This is a genomic window from Roseateles toxinivorans, from assembly GCF_004362525.1.
GTDB classification, from domain to species: Bacteria; Pseudomonadota; Gammaproteobacteria; order Burkholderiales; family Burkholderiaceae_C; genus Paucibacter; species Paucibacter toxinivorans.
Window position 1 is genome coordinate 151,031 of the sequence record NZ_SNXS01000006.1, and the last position, 17,234, is coordinate 168,264.

A 17,234-nucleotide genomic window follows, 5' to 3' on the forward strand; every position below is an offset into this window, starting at 1 on the left:
GTGAGCGACAAGACCCTGACCGAAGCGGAATGGAAGAAGTTTGCCAAGGGGCGCGGCCTCAAGGATGCGGCCCTGCTGAAGGCGATGGGCGAGCTTGACAAGGCCAAGACGCCCGAGGACCAGCTGGCGGCCCTGGACGACATCGAGAAACAGTCCGAGCAGCTGCGCAAGGCCAACAAGGCCGACAAGGAAGTCACCGGCTATCTGGACGATCTGGACAAGGCCCTGGTGAAGGAGCGCAAGCTCGCCGAGGCCGAGGCCAGGAAGGCGGCCGCCGAGCAGGTGGGGGACGAGGAAGAAGAAAGCCCGACCCTGCTGACGACCAAGATGGTGCCCCTGCTGCGCGACGTGCGCAAGGGCACAGTGCTGCAGGCGATGGTCGCCACGGTCGGCAATGACTGCGTGGTGCTGGTTTCGCGCAAGCCCATAGGCTCGCCGCGGCGCAAGCTGCTGACTGCCGAGCTGGGCACGACCAGCGGGGTCAAGTTCGTGACGGGTGAATGCATCTTCGAGCAGAACGCGCACACCTTTGTGCTGCTGACGCAGGCCGCCGGCATGGCCAAGAAGATCAAGGAGGCGCTGCTCAAGCAGACCGAGCAGCGCTACAAGATCCGCGTGCGTGGCGAAGACCCGAACGACATCGATGACGATGGCGAGCCGGCCGAGCCCGGTCCGGGTAGCGCGCCGCCGGTGGCACCAGGCGAGGCCGGCGATGCAGCCTTCGAGCTGGCGCTGGAAGGCTGGCGCAGCGCCCGCGGCGCCGCCGTCACCAAGCTCAAGGCCCTGGCCAAGGAGGTGGCCGATGCCAAGCTGCCCGACTCGGCCACCGCCATCATCCAGATGAGCGCCGTGCTGAAGAACCTGACGGCCGAGCCGCGCACCGCCCAGCAGGTGAACGAGCTGATGCGTTATGTCAGCGAGGACGACATCGTGCTCGATGTGTGCGATATCGATGGTGACATCCGCACGCCCATGGTCAACGCACTGCAGGCGATGCAGCGCGCGATGAGCAACTGATTCGGAGCAGCACTATGGCCGGTCCACGTTCCCTGTTTGGTCGTCTGCTGCGCTATATCCGCGACGGCAGCAACACCCGCGACATCGTCAACCCCGAGCGTGAGCGGCTGCGCAATCGGGTCGCTGCCCTGCGCAACGACGTCAATGCCTTGCCCTTCACCGGCTTGAAGGGGCTGTTGATCGGCTCGCTGGACGAGGTGCTCCGTGGTGAAGCCGGCCTGGACGGCCTGCCCGATATCGAGGCCCGATCGTCCCGGCTGATGTCGCTGATAGGCAGCGTCGACGAAGTCGAGCAGCGCCTGGGCCAGGCCCAGACCATGGTGCCCGATCATCAGACGCTGAGCCGTGAGCTGGCCGAGGCGAAGAAGGACATCAGCGAGATCAGCGATGAGGGCTTGAGTGGCCCGCTGGCGCTGAAACTGGCGACGCTTGAGAAGGGGCTTGGCCTGGCCGTCGCCGGCCCCAGTTTGAAGAATCTGGAGGCCCTGGCCAAGCTGCTGGGGCCGGCCCAGGCGCTGCGCGTCGATATCAACAAGGTCGTGCTGCCAATACGCGCCGAGAAGGCCAAGGCCAAGGCCTATGCCGATGCGCTGCTCAAAGCCCAGACGGCGCTGGCCAAGCTGCCTGCGGTGGTCAAGGACGAGGCGGCTTTGATCCAGAAAGACTTCATAGCTGCCGCAGTCAAGCTGCACAAGGAGGACAAGCGCGATGAGGCCACCGTCCTGCTGGGCAAGGTCGATGCCGAATGCGCCAAGGCCCAACTGCTGGCCAAGGCCTACACCGATGCCCTGGCCGCCGCCAAGCTGGCGCTGAACACGGCCAAGACGAATATGCTGGCGGTGGACGTGAAGATCGCCGAGACGCAGATGATCGCGCCGGCCGAGCGGCAGGCCGCCGCCGGCAAGCGCCAGGCGGCGCTGGACCTGCTGGCCCAGGTCAAGCCCCATTGCGACAACACCAGCGGCTCGACCCTGCTGACGCGGACCTTCAGCAACGCCACCGACACCTTTGTCCAGCTGCTGAATCATGCCCATGTGGCCGCCTTCGCGCCCGAGGTCGCCGCGCTGCGCAAGCGCATGGACACGGCCAAGGCCAGCGTCACGGCCGGCACGATCGAAGGCGCGAAGATGGACATGACGCTGCTGTACTTCGATGCGCAGCAGCAGCTGGCATATGCCAACGAGCACACCGGCTATGCGCTGCGCCTGGACATCGTCAAGCCCAAGGTCGAGCAGGTCGAGAAGGCCGTGCCCGTGACGTCCAATACCGTGCTGACGGCCGAGCTGGCGAAATTGAAGACGATGCTGGACAAGGCCGAGAAGCAGGCGGCCAAGCGCTTCTACGATCCGGCGCTGGCTACGCTGGCGGCACTGGAGCTCGAATGCGCCGCGGTCACGACCTTGAAGCAGGAGCACGCCGCCTATGTCGTCGAGCTGGCGCGAGTGGAGCCCCTGGTCAGCACCGTGCCCGACGAGCCGGACACCCCCAGCGCCGCCGAGGCCGCCTCGCTGCGCGAGCGCCTGAAGCAGGCCAAGGCACTGGCCGATCCCGGTCGCGACTTCAAGGGCGCCACAGCGCTGCTCAAGCGCATCGGCGGCGACTGCGATGGTTGCAAGGCCCTGGCCACCACGGCCGAGAAGGACGAACTGGCCCGCGACACCGCGCTGACCGGCCTGGATGGCGAGCCGGCCACCGCGCTGGCCGAGGTGCGCAAGCTGCTCGAGGCGCTGAAAGTCCGCGAGGGCCATACCGGCATTGCCAAGCAGCTGGCCGATATCGAGAAGCTGCTGGGTGAGGCCGGCACGGCGCTGAGCGCCTGACGCTCCGCTCTAGTACAGGAGGAACACACCATGCCCGATCTGGTCAAGGCCAAGAAGCTGATCACCGACGCAGCGAATCAATGCCTGCTCGCCGCCCAGCTGGCCGACCGCCACGCGGCCTACGAGAAGCGTCGCGATGGCGAGGTGGCGCAGCAGCAGGCCCTGCTTGATGCCGAGCATCCCGCCGTCAAGCACAGGCTGCCGGCGGTGACCGAGGCCAAGCGCAAGGCCGAGGAGCAGGCGGCCAAGCAGGACTATGTGGCCGCTCAGGCCGCCCTCGATGCGGCGCTGCTGGCCATCGCCGACGCCGCCGCGCTGAAGAAGACCAGCGAGGATTTCAACGCGCGCCTGCTGCTGGTCGAGCTCGATGTGACCGGCCTGACCAACGTCTCGCCGCGGGCCGGTGCGCCGGGCATAGGCGCCGATGTGGCCAAGGTGGACACCGCCCTGGCCGAGGCCAAGGCCAAGGCGCTGCTGTTCGATTTCAAGGCCGCCGACACCGCGCTGGCCAGCGCCAAGGCGCAGTGCAAATCAGTGGAGGTGAAGAAGCTGCTGAAGGCCCCTTCGCCTGACCCGGTGGTGCTCAAGAACCAGATGGAGACGCTGAACAAGCAGCCTGGTGGCCCGCAGCTGCTGGACGCGCTGATCGCCGGCCTCGGCCCCACCGATTCGCCCGACCATGTGCTGGCCGCGTTGGCCGTGCGCTTCAACCTGAAGCAGGGTGCCCAGGACGAGGGCACCGGGGCGCAAAAATCCACCGTGGCGGTGCTCAAGCGTGTCTACAAGCTGATGGCCGAAGTGCCGGACAAGCACACCAAGGAGAACCCGCGCATGCGCCAGGTCACGCGCAAGCCGGCCGGGGGCTCATCCTATGGCGGTGGCAATGTGGTGCTGGGCGATGCGCTGAACGAGGGTTCCAAGCGCGGCCTGGTGATCACCACCGAGCTGCCCGGCGTCGAAGACAGATGCAAGCCGCCGGAGGGCAAGGAGGCGCCTGTCTTCTTCGACTGGAATGTGCAGCACGAGATCGCCCATGCGCTGGACGACAAGAAGAAGTTCATGGCCAGCAACGAGAATGTCGACAAGTACGGGGCCTGGGTCAACCATGGCGGCAACGTCTCGGCGGTGGCCAAGGCCGCCGCCGATGCACTCAACCTGGAAGGCATTGACCAGGCGGCGATTGCCAAATACCTGGACGGCGGCACCATTCCCTCGCCGGAGCCGACCGACTGGGCGACGATGACGACCTGGGCCGATGCGATACGCCATGGCCAGATCCCCTGGAAGGCCGGCGCCAAATGCACCCAGACGATCCAGGCCGGTGGCTTCATCATCGGCGATTGCATCTACCATGAGGCCTATGCCAATCGCTGGGTCAGCTACAAGGCGACGGCACGTGCGGAAGGCATCACCGGCTACCAGTTCCGCGCCCCTGGCGAATGGTTTTCCGAGCTGTACGCGGCCTACAAGTCCGAGCAGATGAAACCCGCTCATCCGGCCAAGACCTGGCTGGACAATCTTTTCGGCGTCTAACTTGCGCTGCACCTAAGCTGCTGCACCCAACCTGAGGTCAGGCCATGTCTCTCTACCATCCCGTCAATCTGAACTGCCCGCATTGCGGCAAGGCGCTGGAGTTTTCGGCCAGCGTCAGCGTCAATGCCGACCGCGCACCCGAGCTGCGCGAGGCCATACTCGACGGCAGCTTCCAGCGCGAGAGCTGCCCGCATTGCGGCACCGGCCTGCGGCTGGACCCGCAGCTGAACTATCTGGATGTCGGCCGCGGCCAGTGGATTGCCGCCTATCCCGGCGCCTGGGTAGACCGATGGGCCGAGCTGGAGGCCGCGGCGCAGCAGGCCTTTGACAAGGCGTTCGGGGCCCAGGCCGGCACGGCCGCTCGCGAGATCGGCGCCGAGCTGAAGCCCCGCCTGGTGTTCGGTTGGGGCGGCCTGCGCGAGAAGCTGGTCGCCGCCGATGCGGGCCTGGACGACACGGGGCTGGAGCTGACCAAGATCGCCCTGATGCGTGGCATGGATGATCTGCCGCCGGGCCAGGAACTGCGCCTGACGCAGGCCACCGGCGAGGGCGATGATGCGGCGCTGGTGCTGCTGCTTGTGCCCGACGATCCCGACGGCGAGCTGGAGGAGCTGAGCGTGCCGCGCGCCATCTACGACGAGATCCTGGCCGAACCCGAGGACTGGCAGCCGCTTCGCGAGCAGATCACGGCCGGGCTGTTTGTCGATGTGCTGAGGTTGACGCGCGGCGGCTGAAACCGAGCCTGGAATGTGAAAGCGCCCGGTGCCGATCAGATCGGCACCGGGCGCTGTGCTTTGGGGCTACCGGTCAGAGCGCGTCAGGACACCTGAACGTCTGCACCTCGCGCATACGCAGCGGGTTGATGGCGCTGCTGGAGATGACCTCCAGCCTGGCCTTCTTGCCGTCCAGGTTCAAGAGCACGGTGAAGCGCTCCGGCTGGGCCGAGGGCTGGATCTCGAACTGACCGAACATGCGGAACAGTGCCCAGGGGCCCTCGAACAGCTGCACCGCGCCACCGGGCGCGCTGAGCTTGATCTGCGCGGCCACGCGGGCGCTGGGCCAGGTGATGGTCTGCGCCGCAGTATTGCCGGCGGTGAACTTCAGCGCCGTGCCGTCCAGGTCCAGGGTCAGCTCCTTCAGGCCGTCCAGCATCTCCAGCACGCGCACGTCGACCTTGAAGCTGGGCGTCTTGCCGCCGCTGCGGAAGAAGGCCTCCTTGATGCGCGAGGCACGCTGGAAATCGGCCAGCGCCGCGCCGCCCGGCGGCTTGGTGCCGTCGGTCAGGGGCTTGTAGACCCAGGGCGTGGCGCCTATGTCCACCAGCGCGCTGAGGCGGCGCTGGTAGAAGTCGTCCAGCATGCCGCCGACGCCGAACAGCTGGCCGAAGTCGTCCGGCAGCACGTCGGACTTGGAACCCTGGGCAAAGGGATAGCGGCCCGAGATCGTGCGGGCGCAGAAGTCCGAGATCGGCTTCAGCTCCGAGGTCAGGCCCTGGCGCTCGGCCGTGCGGCTCTGGCTGGCGCCCGCGTCGCTGAGCGTTTCCAGCATCGACTTGATCGGCTCGGGCTGCATGGCCGCGGCGGCCTTGGCGCCGCCACCGGGCGGCGGGGGCGGTGGTGCGGTCTTGCTCTTCTGCGCCGAATCGATGGCGCTGAGCTGCACGAACACCTCGTTGAACATCTTCATCACCTCGTCGATGGGCGCGGGCTGGCCGGCCACCAGGCGGTGCAGATAGGCGAAGTGCTCGTCGACCAGGGTCTCCAGCGGTGCACCGGCGGCGGCTTTTCCGGCCGGCTCGGCCTGCTTGCCCATCAGCGCGGCCAGGTCCTTCTTCGCCTTGTCCGCCTTCTCGCCGAGCTTGCCGCCGGGCAGGCCCGAGGTGTTGGCCTCGGCCGCCGCTGCGGCGAGCTGGGTCTCTCTGGCTACGGCGCGCAGATAGGCGGCCAGCGGCGAGTCGGGTGCAGCCAGCACGCGGGCCACGGCCAGGCTGCGGTCCAGACCGCCCAGCTTGACCAGGCGCACATCGGCCAGATAGGCATCCCAGACCTTGATGTACTCCTGCAGGTAGAGCCGGCGCACGCGCAGGTCCATCTCGTCGGGGGCATTGGTGGCCAGCGCGCGGGCCTTGTCGGCGGCGCTGCCCTGAACACCGGTGCCCAGCACCCAGCGCTGCTCGTCTTCGAGCTGCTTGGCCACCTTGGTGACCGCGCCCTTGAAGGCCTTGAAATAGGCGTCGCGGGTGAACAGGCCCTGTATGCCCTTGGTCAGCGGCTGGCCGCTGGCCCGCTCGAACACCTGGATGGCATTGGGCCCGCCGGACGAAGCGACCGAGAACTCGGGGAACTCGGAGCCCACCTGGGCCCGCTTCAAGCGACTGAACACCCGGTACTCCAGCGGGTAGGCGATCAGCATCTCGCGCACCTGGGCGACGAGGGCCTTGTCCATCGGCGCCAGCGCGGCCGGCGCGCCCTTGGCCAGTGCCGCCTCCAGATGGGCGGCGAGCGCTGCGCGCTGCTCGGCGTTCAGGGTGCCGGCCAGATTGACGTCCCAGTCCAGGGTGACCCAGTTCTTCAGCGCCTCGGCATCGAAATGCTCGGGCGTGTAGAGCATCAGATAGCCCTTCAGCGCCTCGTAGGCCAGCTCCAGGTTCTCGCGGTTGACGGCGCGCAGCCGCTCCTCCAGCCGCTTGGCCACGCGCGGCAGCAACGCCCGGTCCAGCAGGTGCTGGTAGCCGATGTCGGCGCCGGCCTTCACAAAGTCGCCCTGGTACAGGCCCAGCGCATTCAGCAGCGGCGGATGCTCCAGCTCGAAGGCGGTGGGCTTGGGCGCAGCGACAACCTTATCCAGCACCTGGGGCAGGGCGGCGACCTCGGTGTTGTTGGCCGGGGGCAGCGCCTCGACGGCGGTCTTGACCTCGGGCAGACGGGCTTCGACCTCGGCGATATAGGCCTGGTTGCGCATGAAGCTGATGGTCCAGCCGGCCAGCAGGGCGACGCTGGCCAGACCCAGGGTGGCCATGCCGATCAGCCGCCAGCGGCGGCGCGAGGCCTCGGCCTGGCGGTTCTCGCCGACCAGGCCCTGCTCGCTGAACACCACCTCCTTCAGCAGCCGCGACAGGAAGAAGCTCTTGCCCCGCGACGAGGCCACCGAGGCGGCGCGGTTGTCCACGCCGAAGGTGCGGGCCAGCGTGCCCAGCACGCGGTCGATAGGCGTGCCCTCCTGGGTGCCGCTGGTGAAATAGACACCGCGCAGCAGGCTGCGCTCTTCCAGCGAGCCCCCGTCGCCGAACACCTGTTCTAGGAAGCCGCCCAGCAGGCCCTTGATGCCGCCGAACTGCTGCGGGAACGAGAAGATGGCGGCGCGCTTGAGCGTGTCGCGCTCGGCTTCCAGGCGGTCCAGCAGGCGGTCGCGCAGGCGCTTCTCGAGCGCGGCGAACTCGCTGCCGAACTCCTGCACCGGTGTGTCCTGGCCACGAGGATCGTATGGGAAGGAAAAGCCCCAGACCTGGTCGCGCTCTTCCTTGCCCAGCTCGCCGAAGCTCTCGTTGAAGCCGGCGATCAGGTCGCATTTGGTGACCAGCACATAGACCGGCGGGCGCACACCCAGCCGGGCATGCAGCTCCTGCAGACGCAGGCGCAGCTTGGACGCATGCTCCTTGCGGTCGCCCGGGCTTTGCTGCAGCAGGTCCTGGATATTGATCGTCAACAGCACGCCATTGATGGGGCGGCGCGGGCGGGTCTTTTTCAGCAGGTCCAGGAACTTGTCCCAGGCGCCGGCATCGGCCTGCTCGTCGGACTGCTGCAAGGTGTAGCGGCCGGCGGTGTCGATCAGCACGGCCTCGTCGGTGAACCACCAGTCGCAGTTGCGCGTGCCACCCACGCCCTTGATCGAGGCCTGGCCCATCTTGCCGGCCAGCGGGAAGGTCAGGCCGGCGTTCATCAGCGCCGTGGTCTTGCCCGAGCCCGGGGCGCCGATGAAGATGTACCAGGGCAGCTCGTACAGATACTGGCCGCGCTTGAAGAAGCTGCGCTTGCCCGACTGGCGGGCGCTGTCTTCCAGCACCTGCAGCGCCTCGGTGAAGCGCTTGCTGAGCACCTCGGCCTCGCGGTCGCTGGCGCTGGCCCCGCCGCTCATGCCGGCCACCATCTCGGCATTGGCGCGTTTGCGCTTCCAGGCGCCAATGCCCTTGATCAGCGCGAAGATGCCGAAGATGGCGAGGATGACGATCACGCGGGTCCAGACGCCATCGAGCGGCCGGCTTTCGCCGATCGCGATCAAGGGGCCTATCCACCAGATCAGGGCCGCCAGCGCGAGCAGACCGTAGAGGGTCAGCGCGAGCGGGGAAAAGATGACAGACAGAAATTTCTTCATGCTGCGGGCGAGTCAGTCAAGAGGCATCGGGTTGTCGGCGGCGGGCAGGCGGCACTCATGAGCCAGCAGCCTGCTGCACGAACAGCGTGACTTCAACGCGGCGGTTCTTGGCCCGGCCGGCAGGCGTGCTGTTGTCGGCCAGCGACTCGGCATCGGCCCGACCCTCGGCGCGCAGCCGAGCCACCTTGACCGTCTTGGCCAGTTCGGCCTTGACGGTGTCGGCACGGTCCTGCGACAGATGCCAGTTCGACGGATAGCGCAGGGTGCGTATCGGCTGGTTGTCGGTGTGGCCGGTGATCAGCACCGAGCCGGGCGTGTCGCTCAAGGCCTGGGCGATGCGCGGCAGCAGCGGCCTGACCTCGGATGAGATCACGGCGCTGCCGGGCTCGAAAAAGCCGTCGCCCTTGATCGTCACCACCGAGCGGTCGGCGAAGTCCTGCACCTGTACCAGGCCGGCCTGGATCTCGGGCTTCAGGAAGCCGGCCAGCCGCGGCGCCGAGGCCGCCGGTGGCGGCGGAGGCGGTGGACTGGCGGCGGCCACCGTGGCGGCCTTGGCGTCCAAGGACTGCAGCGTGTTGAACACGCTCTCGGCGTTGTCACCGAGCTTGAAGCGCAGGCCCATGAAGACCAGGGCCAGTATCAGCGCGGTGACCGAGGCGATGACCCACATCGGCAGGCCGTCGCGGATTTTGGCGACCTGTTGCTCGACACCCTTCCAGCGCGGCGACAGCGCCTTCTCGGGCGTGGGCCGGCCCTGGCGCAGCAGCTGCACCAGGCGCTCACGCACGCTGTCGAGCTGGGCGCGGCCGTTGTCGATGACGCGGTAGCGGCCCTCGAAGCCGAAGGCCAGCACGACGTAGAGCAGCTCCAGCAGGCTGCGGTTGGCCTCGACGTTCTCGGCCAGCTTGGACATCAGCTGGAAGACCTTCTCGCCACCCCAGGTCTCGTTGTGGAACTGCACCAGCAGGCTTTGCGCCGACCAGACCCCCGAGCCGCCCCAGGGCGTGCTGGCGGCCGATTCGTCGAGCAGGGTGCACAGGATGTAGCGGGCGGCAATCACCTGTTCATTGGGCAGGCCCTGCGCGCGGGCCTGGGCCTCGAACTTGCGGATGCCCTCGGCCAGCGCCTCCTTCAGCCCGGCCGGGTTCGGATGGCGGGCCGTGGTGCGCACGCGCGGTGCGGCGGCCAGCAGCGGCGCGGCGGCCGAGACCAGGGGGTTCAGGCTGGCCGTCATCAGCGCGTCCATGGCCAGCGGGGCATCCTTGCTGGAGGCGGCTGGCGGCGCCATGCCGCCACCGCCACCGCCGCCGGGGCCAGGTGGTGCCATGCCCTCGGGCGCGCCGGGCCTGGGGCCACGGCCCGCGCTGGGCTTGATGACGGTCCGGTCCGAATTGAACGCGGCAAACGGGTCGTTGGGATCACTCATGCTCGTACCGCCCAGAATTCAAGCTCCAAGCCAGGGAAGTCGCCGGCAATGTGCATCGCCAGTCCGCCCGAGCTTTCCAGTTGTTTCCACATCTCGTTGCCCCGCGTTTCCAGCTCGAAATAGGTGTAGCCGGCGTGGTAGGGAATCTGGCGCGGCGCCACCGGCAGCGGCCTCAGCGTGACGCCGGGCAGTTGCAGATTGACGAGGTCGCGGATGCGCTCGACGGTGCCGATCTTGACCTGGGTCGGAAAGCGCGCACGCAGCGCGTCGCCGGGCATCTGCGAGGCCACGGCCAGCACGAACTGGGCGTTGCGCTGCAGTTCGACGTCGGCAATGATGGCCACGCGAATGCCGTACTTGCGGTCCTGCAGCTCGATCGGAATCGCGGTCTGTTCCATCACCATCGACAGCGACTGGCGCAGATCGTCCATCAGCGGCTTGAAGCAGCGCACCGGGTCGTCATGCAGATAGGCGGGCATCGGTGTCGGCCGGCGCTTCTCGCGGAAGGTGCCCAGCTCGCCGGCCAGCTGCACGCAGCAAAAATACAGGTCCTTGGGATGCAGCACCGAGGTCTGGCGCAGCTGCGCGAACAAGGGCTCAGTGCGGTTGATGGCCTCCAGCAGCAGGAAGTCGGCGATCTCGCCCACGCCGGCGCGGCCCGGCTGGGCCAGTCGGGAGGCCAGCGCCTCGCCGCGCTGGTGCAAGAGGCCGTGCAGCTCGCGCACATAGGAGGCCAGGATGTCATTGCCGCTGGCATGCAGGGTCGGGGGCACGTACTGCGTGTCCAGCACCAGCTTGTTGTCGGCGCGGCGCTCGATCACGCGGCACAGGCCCAAGGTGGCATAGCCCTCCTGCGCGTCGCGGGCCAGCATCACGCGCAGGTTCAGGCGGCCGACCTGGATCGGCGCGGCGCGCTCGCCGGTGACATTGGTGTCGCCCACATCGACCTCGGCCGAGCGAAAGCGCGGCGGCATCGAGCCGGCGTCGGACTCGGCATCGCTCTCGGCCACGCCGGGGCGCTGCAGCACGGCGGCCAGCACCACCAGCTCGTCGCGCACATCGGCGGGCACATCGAAGGCGGCCGGGGCCGCGTCTTGCCCGGGCACGTCGAACACCAGGCCGTCGGGCAACACACCCTGGGCGCCGCTGACGGCGATCTTGCCCAGGTTCAGCGCGGCGCTGTCCAGCGCCAGGCTCATATAGCCCCAGCCATAGCCCGCCGTCATGCCAAAGCGGCTGTGCGCCTGCAGGGCCAGAAAGCGATCGTGCTGTTGGAAGTGCTGGGGCTGGAGGAACATTCCCTCCGTCCAGATGACTTTGTTGTACCAGGTCATAGTTGCCGATCTAGCGATCTACGGATCAGGGAATCTGGTGGGTGACTTGCCCGGGGAAGCTGATGCTGATCACCCCCGCCCAGGCACACATGAGCTTACAGGTATTGTCCAGCGCGGGTATGTTGGCGATCAGCACCGTCGGCGCACCGGGCACCCAGGGCGCGGGCAGCACCGGCACGCAGGGCATGGGCGTCAAGACGCCCAGCGCGGCGGCGGTGGCAGCGGCCACCTGCGGGTTGGCCAGCGACATGCACACGCCGAACGGCGGCACATTCATCATCGGTATGTTGTCGGTGATCACGCCGGCCACCATATTGCTGGTCATGACCGGGCGGGGCGTGGCATTGAAGGTCGACGGTGCGGCGCCGAAGGTGCACATCATCATCGCGCCGGTACAGACTTGTTGGGGCATGGTGTGTTCCTTTGCTGGGGCTTTTCAGCGAGAGGGCGGGCCGATCCAGACCGCGACACCGCTGAAGTTGTCGTGGCCGGGTTTCTGCGCTTCCCTGGCATTGCGCAATACCAGCTGTTCGAGGCTGGACAACCAGGCCACCGGATCATGGGCCCGGCTCAGCGCCGCGCACATCTCGGCCTCGTTCACGTATTCCCAGAGGCCGTCGGTGCAGAGCAGGAACACATCGCCGGGATGCAGCACCCAGGGCCTTGTGGCCGTGGTCACGCGCAGATCGGCCGGGTCGGTGCCCAGGGCCGAATGCAGCTCGCTGCGCTTGGGGTGGGTGCGCATCTGCTCGGTGGTCAGGATGCCGGCCTCGACCAGCGACTGCACCAGGCTGTGGTCGCGCGTGTGAGCCAGCATCTGGCCGTTACGGAACACGTAGAGGCGCGAATCGCCGGCATGGCCCCACAGCGCCTCGCCGCGATCGAGGTCGATGAACAGGCTGACCACGGTGCTGTGCATATTCGCCTGGGCCTCGCCATCGGCGCGGTGGCGTATCACATTGGCATTGGTGTCGACCAGCAGGTCATTCACCTCCTCGGCCTCGGACAGCGGCGCCGCAGCGAACTGCTCGATGATGTGGCTGACGGCCAGGCGCGAGGCAATGTCGCCGCCGCCATGGCCACCGGCGCCGTCGGCCACGACGACGCACAGATGGCTGTCCGAGTGCCAGTGGCCGCAGGCATCCTCGTTGTAGTCGCGGCCGCCCCGGCGCGACAGGATGGCCAGCTCGATCTGCGGCAGGGCACCATGGGTGCCGACCGAATCGGACAGCAGCGCTTGAAGCTCGGATCCGGCGTCACTCAAGGCGAATCTCCTTTGAGCTGGTCGATATGCTCTTCGTAGGCCTCCAGGAAGGCCTTGCCGAACAGCGTGTGGAAGTCGTCCGAGGCATCGCTTCGAATCTGCGCATAGTGCTCGATGAAGACCTCCCACATGCGTGCCTTGCGGCTGCCGGGCAGGATGGACATCAGGCCCGAGCGCTGGCTCAGGCGACCCTCCAGCTCGGCCGGGTCGAAGCGGGCCAGCACGCCCTCGAGCGCTGCGCGCATGCCGGCAATGAAGCCGAACTGGTGGGCTCGCAAATCATCGTAGGCGTCGCGCATCGCCGGTGCGGCCGGCATGAAGCCGCGCGTCGGCGGGCTGAGCAGATGCTGCAGAGCGGCCTCGACACTCGGCGAGAACTTCAGCGGATTGTTTTCACGCGCGACGATCATCGTCGCCTCGGCGCGCACCTCGCGCTTCAGCGCCGCACGGGCGACCAGCAGATCGACCGTGCCCTTGGCCGACTCGTGGACCAGCTGGCCGATCAGCTTCATCAGCTCGGGCGTCAGCGTGTCGATCTGCACCGTCGGCGTGGCCAGGCCTTCGCGGAATGCGGCCAGCAGGGCTTCGGTATCGGCACTGCCAGCGGCCACCGGTGCGCGCGCAGGCGGCGTTGCAGGGGCGGTCGCCGGTGGCCGTGCCATGCCGGTGGGCGGGTAGTCGGGTTGGGCCGGGGCGGGTGGTGGCGCAGCCGGCTTGGCCGCCGCTGGTGGGGCGATGCGTGCCTCGGTCGTCATCTTGGCCGAGGGCCGTATCACCGTGTGGCCGTCGCCACTGGGAGCGTCCCAGGACAGCACGGCGCCCGATGGCAGGGCCGGCTTGATATCGGTCAGCGGCGGTATCAGTTCGACGGGAGGCAGCGGTGGAGCCACCGGCTTGGCGCCAATGGCCGGCGGCGGCACAAAGGGCCGGTTCAGATCGGAGAAAGCGTCCGAGGCGCTGGCCGCACTCGCCTTGGGCGCGCTGTTCAGCGAGGCCAGCGGGTCGTGGCTGGCGGCCATATTCGGCTTGGCCATCGGCGCGTCCAGCGCCGAATTGGCCAGCGGGTCGCCGCCCATGCCGGGCTTGAGGCCGAACAGATTGTCCAGCGAGTTGTCATTGCCGGGGCCGGAGGAGGGCAGATCGGGAATCAGCGCCGACGGCGCGGCGGAGCCGGCATCGAGGCCGAAATTGCCGCCGCTGCCCAAGGAGCGGGCCAGGTCCTGGGCGGCGGGCCTGGCGGCCACGGGGTCGGGCGCGAACGGATCCCAGTCGTCGGGGATGCCTCCGGCCGATGGTGCGGCCGGAGGCGGTGCCGTCGGCGGCCGCGAGTAGATGCCGGGGCTGGTCTGCGGTGTCGGCTCGAAGCCGAAGGCGGCCAGCGGATCGACAAGGCCAGGTGTGCGGGCTGCGGGGGCCTGGGCCGCGGCCGGCCCGCGGGCACCAGCCGCCGGGCCCAGCAGATCGGCAAAGGGGTCGTCGGGCGTGGACTTGGCTGTAGTGGCGCTGCGCTTGATGGCCAGCACATAGCCGCCGATCTGCAGTTGATCCCCATCGGCCACCGGTGCCTCGCGGCCGCTGCCCACGGCCTTGCCATTGACGAGGATGGGATTGCTGCCGCGGTCAACGACGGCAAAGCCGCCGGCGCGGAACACGATCTGTGCATGTACGCGCGAGATCGCCCGGTCCGGGTCGGGCAGCACCAGCTGATTGGTGTCGGCACGGCCTATGGTGCCGCCGAGCTCGTCGAAGCTGGCACTCAAGGGAATGTCGCTGGGGGCGCCGTTGAAGGAGGTAACGGTCAGGGTGATCACGGGCTGGGGTCCTCGAACAGATACGGGTCTTGCTGGATGTACTCAGCGTAGGACATACAGTTTGCCCTCAACGGCGGTCAGGCGCAGCGGAAAAGAAAGGGTCTGGCCGAGCTCGTCGGGCAGGGTGCGCAGGGCGGGCAGGCCGGCGGCATCCAGGCACTCCAGCAGGCGCCCGCCGGCCAGGCTGCGCAGCACAAAGCCCTCGGCCACCAGCGGCTGCCAGAGCAGGCGCTTGGCGGCATGCAGGGTCAGGAGGTGCTCGCGCAGGCGGGCTGCCTCATCGGCGGGCTGGCGCTGGTAGGCCACCGCCAGCTCCTCGGTGCGCAGACGGGTGGCGGCGATGAAACTGTCGGTCTCGCCGGCGGCCAGGTCGGTGGCCAGGCGCTGCACAAAGGCCAGTGCCTGTTGCAGCAGGGCGGGGGTGATGGCGGTCAGCGGTGCGTCCATCCAGCGCCAGCGCGGAAAGCTGACCGGCAGGGTCACGTCCTCGCTGAGTGTCAGCGGCGCCTCGTAGGCCAGACCGGCGGCCGGTGCCCAGTCCAGCTGGGCCAGGGTGCGCGCACTGGCCTCATCGATGACGTTACCCACCCGCGGCAGCATGACGCGGGCATGGGCGCGCATCAGTCCGTTGGCGACCAGGGGCAGCGGTGGCTCGACCGGCTGGTCCGGCGCCTGGGGCGGACGCGGCCACAACACCAGTTCCAGCCGGTTGGTGCCGGCCAGCGTGTATTCGTGCACCGGCACGATGGCGCTGGGGCGGGCGGGGTTGACCCGCGCCACCGGGATGCCATTGAGCCGCGCCTCGGCCTCGCAGGCCTGCGCGTCGAGTTTGAGTACGAGCAAGCGCTCCATCAGCCCAGACTCCAGTCGAGCAGCTTCATCGCCGGCAGCAGCGGTCGCACCAGCTCGCGGTGGCCCAGCAGCGGGTCGTGCAGCAGCAGGATCACGCTGGCCGGTGCGATCTCCAGCTTGGCGAACCATTGCAGGCCCGGGCCCTCGGCCTTGGGCCGCAGGCCGCAGCTGCCGACCAGGGCGCCGACCACCGGGCAGCCGATGTCCAGCACGGCCAGCTCGTCACGGGCCGTCGCCTCGAGCTGCAGGACGAAGGGGTGGCGGAACTGGGTCTGTGCCGGCGCCAGCGTGGCCATCAGATCGGCATCCTTGGCGCCGCGCTGCCAGCTCAGCTGCAGCGGCGCCGAACCGGCGCAGTGCAGGGTCAGCCGGCTAAGCGAGCCATGCAGGGCCAGGTCTCCACTCATGCGCAGATTGAGCTGGCAGGCCACCAGATCCATCAGGCCGGCGACGCGGTAGAAGGGCATCGAGCGCATGCCCTGCTCGCCCTCGGCCCAGCCCCAGCTGAGGCCGGCGGTGCCACTGAGCAGCATGGGCTGGGCCTGCAGGCTGCCACGGCTGACGCCGCTTTCGCGCTCCCAGGCGGTGGCCAGGCGCCCCAGGCCTTCGATCAGCTGGCGGTCCAGGTCTTCCAGGCCGGCCTGCCAGCGCGAGGCCTCCAGCGCCAGGCCGTCCCGCTCGATGCGCAAGCGCGACGGCGGGGTGGTGGTTGGCGTGGCGTGGGTCTCGGGCCAGGTCATCGCCGGGCCGGGCTCGCGCTTCCAGGCCATCAAGTGCTGCTCGGCCGGATAGACGGCGATCTGTGTGCTCAGGGTACCCAGCGACTGGCCGGCATCGCGCAGGCCGCAGGAGCTGAGCTCCAGCACGCTGATCTGCGCCGGGCCCTCGGCGGCAATGACCGGCTGCAGCGCGTCGCCGGGCGGTGGGGCCGGGGAGTCGGCATAGAGGTTGAGCAGCACGTCGTTGGCATGCTGGCCACGCCAGTCGCTGACACCGCGGGGGCCGTTGAGTACCGCCAGCGGATGGACCTTGGGGTCGCAGCAGGCGGCGGCCCGGGTGCGAAGGCGCAAACGGGTGACGTCGCGCCCGGCTGGCTGGCTGAGCACATTGAGCCGCGCCGGCAGGGCCGAGACGGCGGCGGCATCCGGGGCGGTGCTCTGCGGCACCAGATGGCGCGGACCGGCGCCGGCGCTGAGCGTGATCGGGCTGCGATCGACCTCGGCGGGCAGGCGGCGCCACTGGCCCTGCTCGACGCGGTATTGCAGGCCCATGCCGGATTCGAGCAGGCGCAGGTCCAGCGCGTCGATGTCGCAGGCCTCGCCGAGCTGGACCGGACTGCCGGGCAGCAGGGAGCCCAGCATGCCGCGTTCCATCAGCGCGGCATCCAGACCGGCGATCGCCTGGTCGAACAGGGCGGGGGGCATCAGGCCCTGCGGCGGGGCGGCCTGCAGGGCCAGGCGCGCCAGCTCCTCGCGGGTGCGGCGGCACAGCTGGAACACCTTGGCACCCTCGGGGCGACCGCCGTCGGTCAACAGGTCCTGGGCCCAGACAAAGCCAGGCCGGGTCTCGAACTCGGCGCCGAGCATGAACCAGCAGGCCAGGTAGCGGGCCACACAGACGGCGTGCGTCAAGCCATGGACGGCGCCGCGCTGCACGCCGTGGCGCACCAGCTGTTCGTAGCGCTCGGCCAGACGGCCAGGAATCTCCGGAAAACCGGTGGCCAGCGCCTCGGACAGCCGGCGGATGTCGCGCTCCAGCTTCAGCGCTTGCAGCGCCTGGGTTTGCTCGGCATTCAGCAGCAGCATG

At 68.6% G+C, this 17,234-nt stretch carries 12 protein-coding genes; 4 read left to right on the forward strand and 8 right to left on the reverse strand.

Annotation, left to right across the window (positions count from 1 at the left end; genetic code table 11):
- The 4 genes from DES47_RS21735 to DES47_RS21750 are packed head-to-tail and all read left to right on the forward strand — an operon-like array spanning position 1 to position 5,104.
- The gene (locus DES47_RS21735) at positions 1-1,017 is read left to right on the forward strand and encodes a hypothetical protein (protein WP_133702856.1); all 1,017 of its coding nucleotides are present in this window, start codon (positions 1-3) and stop codon (positions 1,015-1,017) included.
- 14 nt (positions 1,018-1,031) lie between these two features.
- Positions 1,032-2,837: a hypothetical protein gene (locus DES47_RS21740; RefSeq protein WP_133702857.1), complete on the forward strand. Its 1,806-nt coding sequence runs from the start codon at positions 1,032-1,034 to the stop codon at positions 2,835-2,837.
- A gap of 30 nt (positions 2,838-2,867) precedes the next feature.
- Complete coding sequence (locus DES47_RS21745; RefSeq protein WP_133702858.1) at positions 2,868-4,370, forward strand: hypothetical protein; 1,503 nt, start codon at positions 2,868-2,870, stop codon at positions 4,368-4,370.
- A 44-nt stretch (positions 4,371-4,414) separates the two neighbouring features.
- The gene (locus DES47_RS21750) at positions 4,415-5,104 is read left to right on the forward strand and encodes a CpXC domain-containing protein (protein WP_133702859.1); all 690 of its coding nucleotides are present in this window, start codon (positions 4,415-4,417) and stop codon (positions 5,102-5,104) included.
- Positions 5,105-5,177: 73 nt separating this feature from the next.
- Here the strand turns inward: DES47_RS21750 and tssM are convergent, their stop codons facing one another.
- The 8 genes from tssM to DES47_RS21790 are packed head-to-tail and all read right to left on the reverse strand — an operon-like array spanning position 5,178 to position 17,233.
- The gene (tssM, locus tag DES47_RS21755) at positions 5,178-8,741 is read right to left on the reverse strand and encodes a type VI secretion system membrane subunit TssM (protein WP_133702860.1); all 3,564 of its coding nucleotides are present in this window, start codon (positions 8,739-8,741) and stop codon (positions 5,178-5,180) included.
- A gap of 55 nt (positions 8,742-8,796) precedes the next feature.
- On the reverse strand, positions 8,797-10,167 hold the full coding sequence (locus tag DES47_RS21760) for a DotU family type VI secretion system protein (protein WP_133702861.1): 1,371 nt from the start codon (positions 10,165-10,167) through the stop codon (positions 8,797-8,799).
- Positions 10,164-11,501 carry a type VI secretion system baseplate subunit TssK gene (tssK, locus tag DES47_RS21765; protein WP_133702862.1) on the reverse strand — a complete coding sequence of 446 codons (1,338 nt, stop codon included), beginning with the start codon at positions 11,499-11,501 and terminating at the stop codon, positions 10,164-10,166. Before tssK ends, DES47_RS21760 begins: the two co-directional genes overlap by 4 nt.
- Before the next feature lie 25 nt (positions 11,502-11,526).
- On the reverse strand, positions 11,527-11,913 hold the full coding sequence (locus DES47_RS21770; protein WP_133702863.1) for a DUF4280 domain-containing protein: 387 nt from the start codon (positions 11,911-11,913) through the stop codon (positions 11,527-11,529).
- A gap of 24 nt (positions 11,914-11,937) precedes the next feature.
- Positions 11,938-12,765: a PP2C family protein-serine/threonine phosphatase gene (locus DES47_RS21775; protein WP_133702864.1), complete on the reverse strand. Its 828-nt coding sequence runs from the start codon at positions 12,763-12,765 to the stop codon at positions 11,938-11,940.
- Positions 12,762-14,576: a type VI secretion system-associated FHA domain protein TagH gene (gene tagH, locus DES47_RS21780; protein WP_133702865.1), complete on the reverse strand. Its 1,815-nt coding sequence runs from the start codon at positions 14,574-14,576 to the stop codon at positions 12,762-12,764. The genes DES47_RS21775 and tagH overlap by 4 nt, the downstream gene beginning before the upstream one ends.
- A gap of 42 nt (positions 14,577-14,618) precedes the next feature.
- Positions 14,619-15,428, reverse strand: a complete 810-nt coding sequence (locus DES47_RS21785; RefSeq protein ID WP_133702866.1) for a hypothetical protein — start codon at positions 15,426-15,428, stop codon at positions 14,619-14,621.
- On the reverse strand, positions 15,428-17,233 hold the full coding sequence (locus DES47_RS21790; protein ID WP_133702867.1) for a hypothetical protein: 1,806 nt from the start codon (positions 17,231-17,233) through the stop codon (positions 15,428-15,430). Before DES47_RS21790 ends, DES47_RS21785 begins: the two co-directional genes overlap by 1 nt.
- Position 17,234 lies beyond the last annotated feature (1 nt).

Coding starts and splice junctions, on each gene's coding strand:
- DES47_RS21740 (WP_133702857.1), top strand. CDS start 1,032: ATGGCCGGTCCACGTTCCCTGTTTGGTCGTCTGCTGCGCTATATCCGC.
- DES47_RS21745 (WP_133702858.1), top strand. CDS start 2,868: ATGCCCGATCTGGTCAAGGCCAAGAAGCTGATCACCGACGCAGCGAAT.
- DES47_RS21750 (WP_133702859.1), top strand. CDS start 4,415: ATGTCTCTCTACCATCCCGTCAATCTGAACTGCCCGCATTGCGGCAAG.
- tssM (WP_133702860.1), bottom strand. CDS start 8,741: ATGAAGAAATTTCTGTCTGTCATCTTTTCCCCGCTCGCGCTGACCCTC.
- DES47_RS21760 (WP_133702861.1), bottom strand. CDS start 10,167: ATGAGTGATCCCAACGACCCGTTTGCCGCGTTCAATTCGGACCGGACC.
- tssK (WP_133702862.1), bottom strand. CDS start 11,501: ATGACCTGGTACAACAAAGTCATCTGGACGGAGGGAATGTTCCTCCAG.
- DES47_RS21770 (WP_133702863.1), bottom strand. CDS start 11,913: ATGCCCCAACAAGTCTGTACCGGCGCGATGATGATGTGCACCTTCGGC.
- DES47_RS21785 (WP_133702866.1), bottom strand. CDS start 15,428: ATGGAGCGCTTGCTCGTACTCAAACTCGACGCGCAGGCCTGCGAGGCC.
- DES47_RS21790 (WP_133702867.1), bottom strand. CDS start 17,233: ATGCTGCTGCTGAATGCCGAGCAAACCCAGGCGCTGCAAGCGCTGAAG.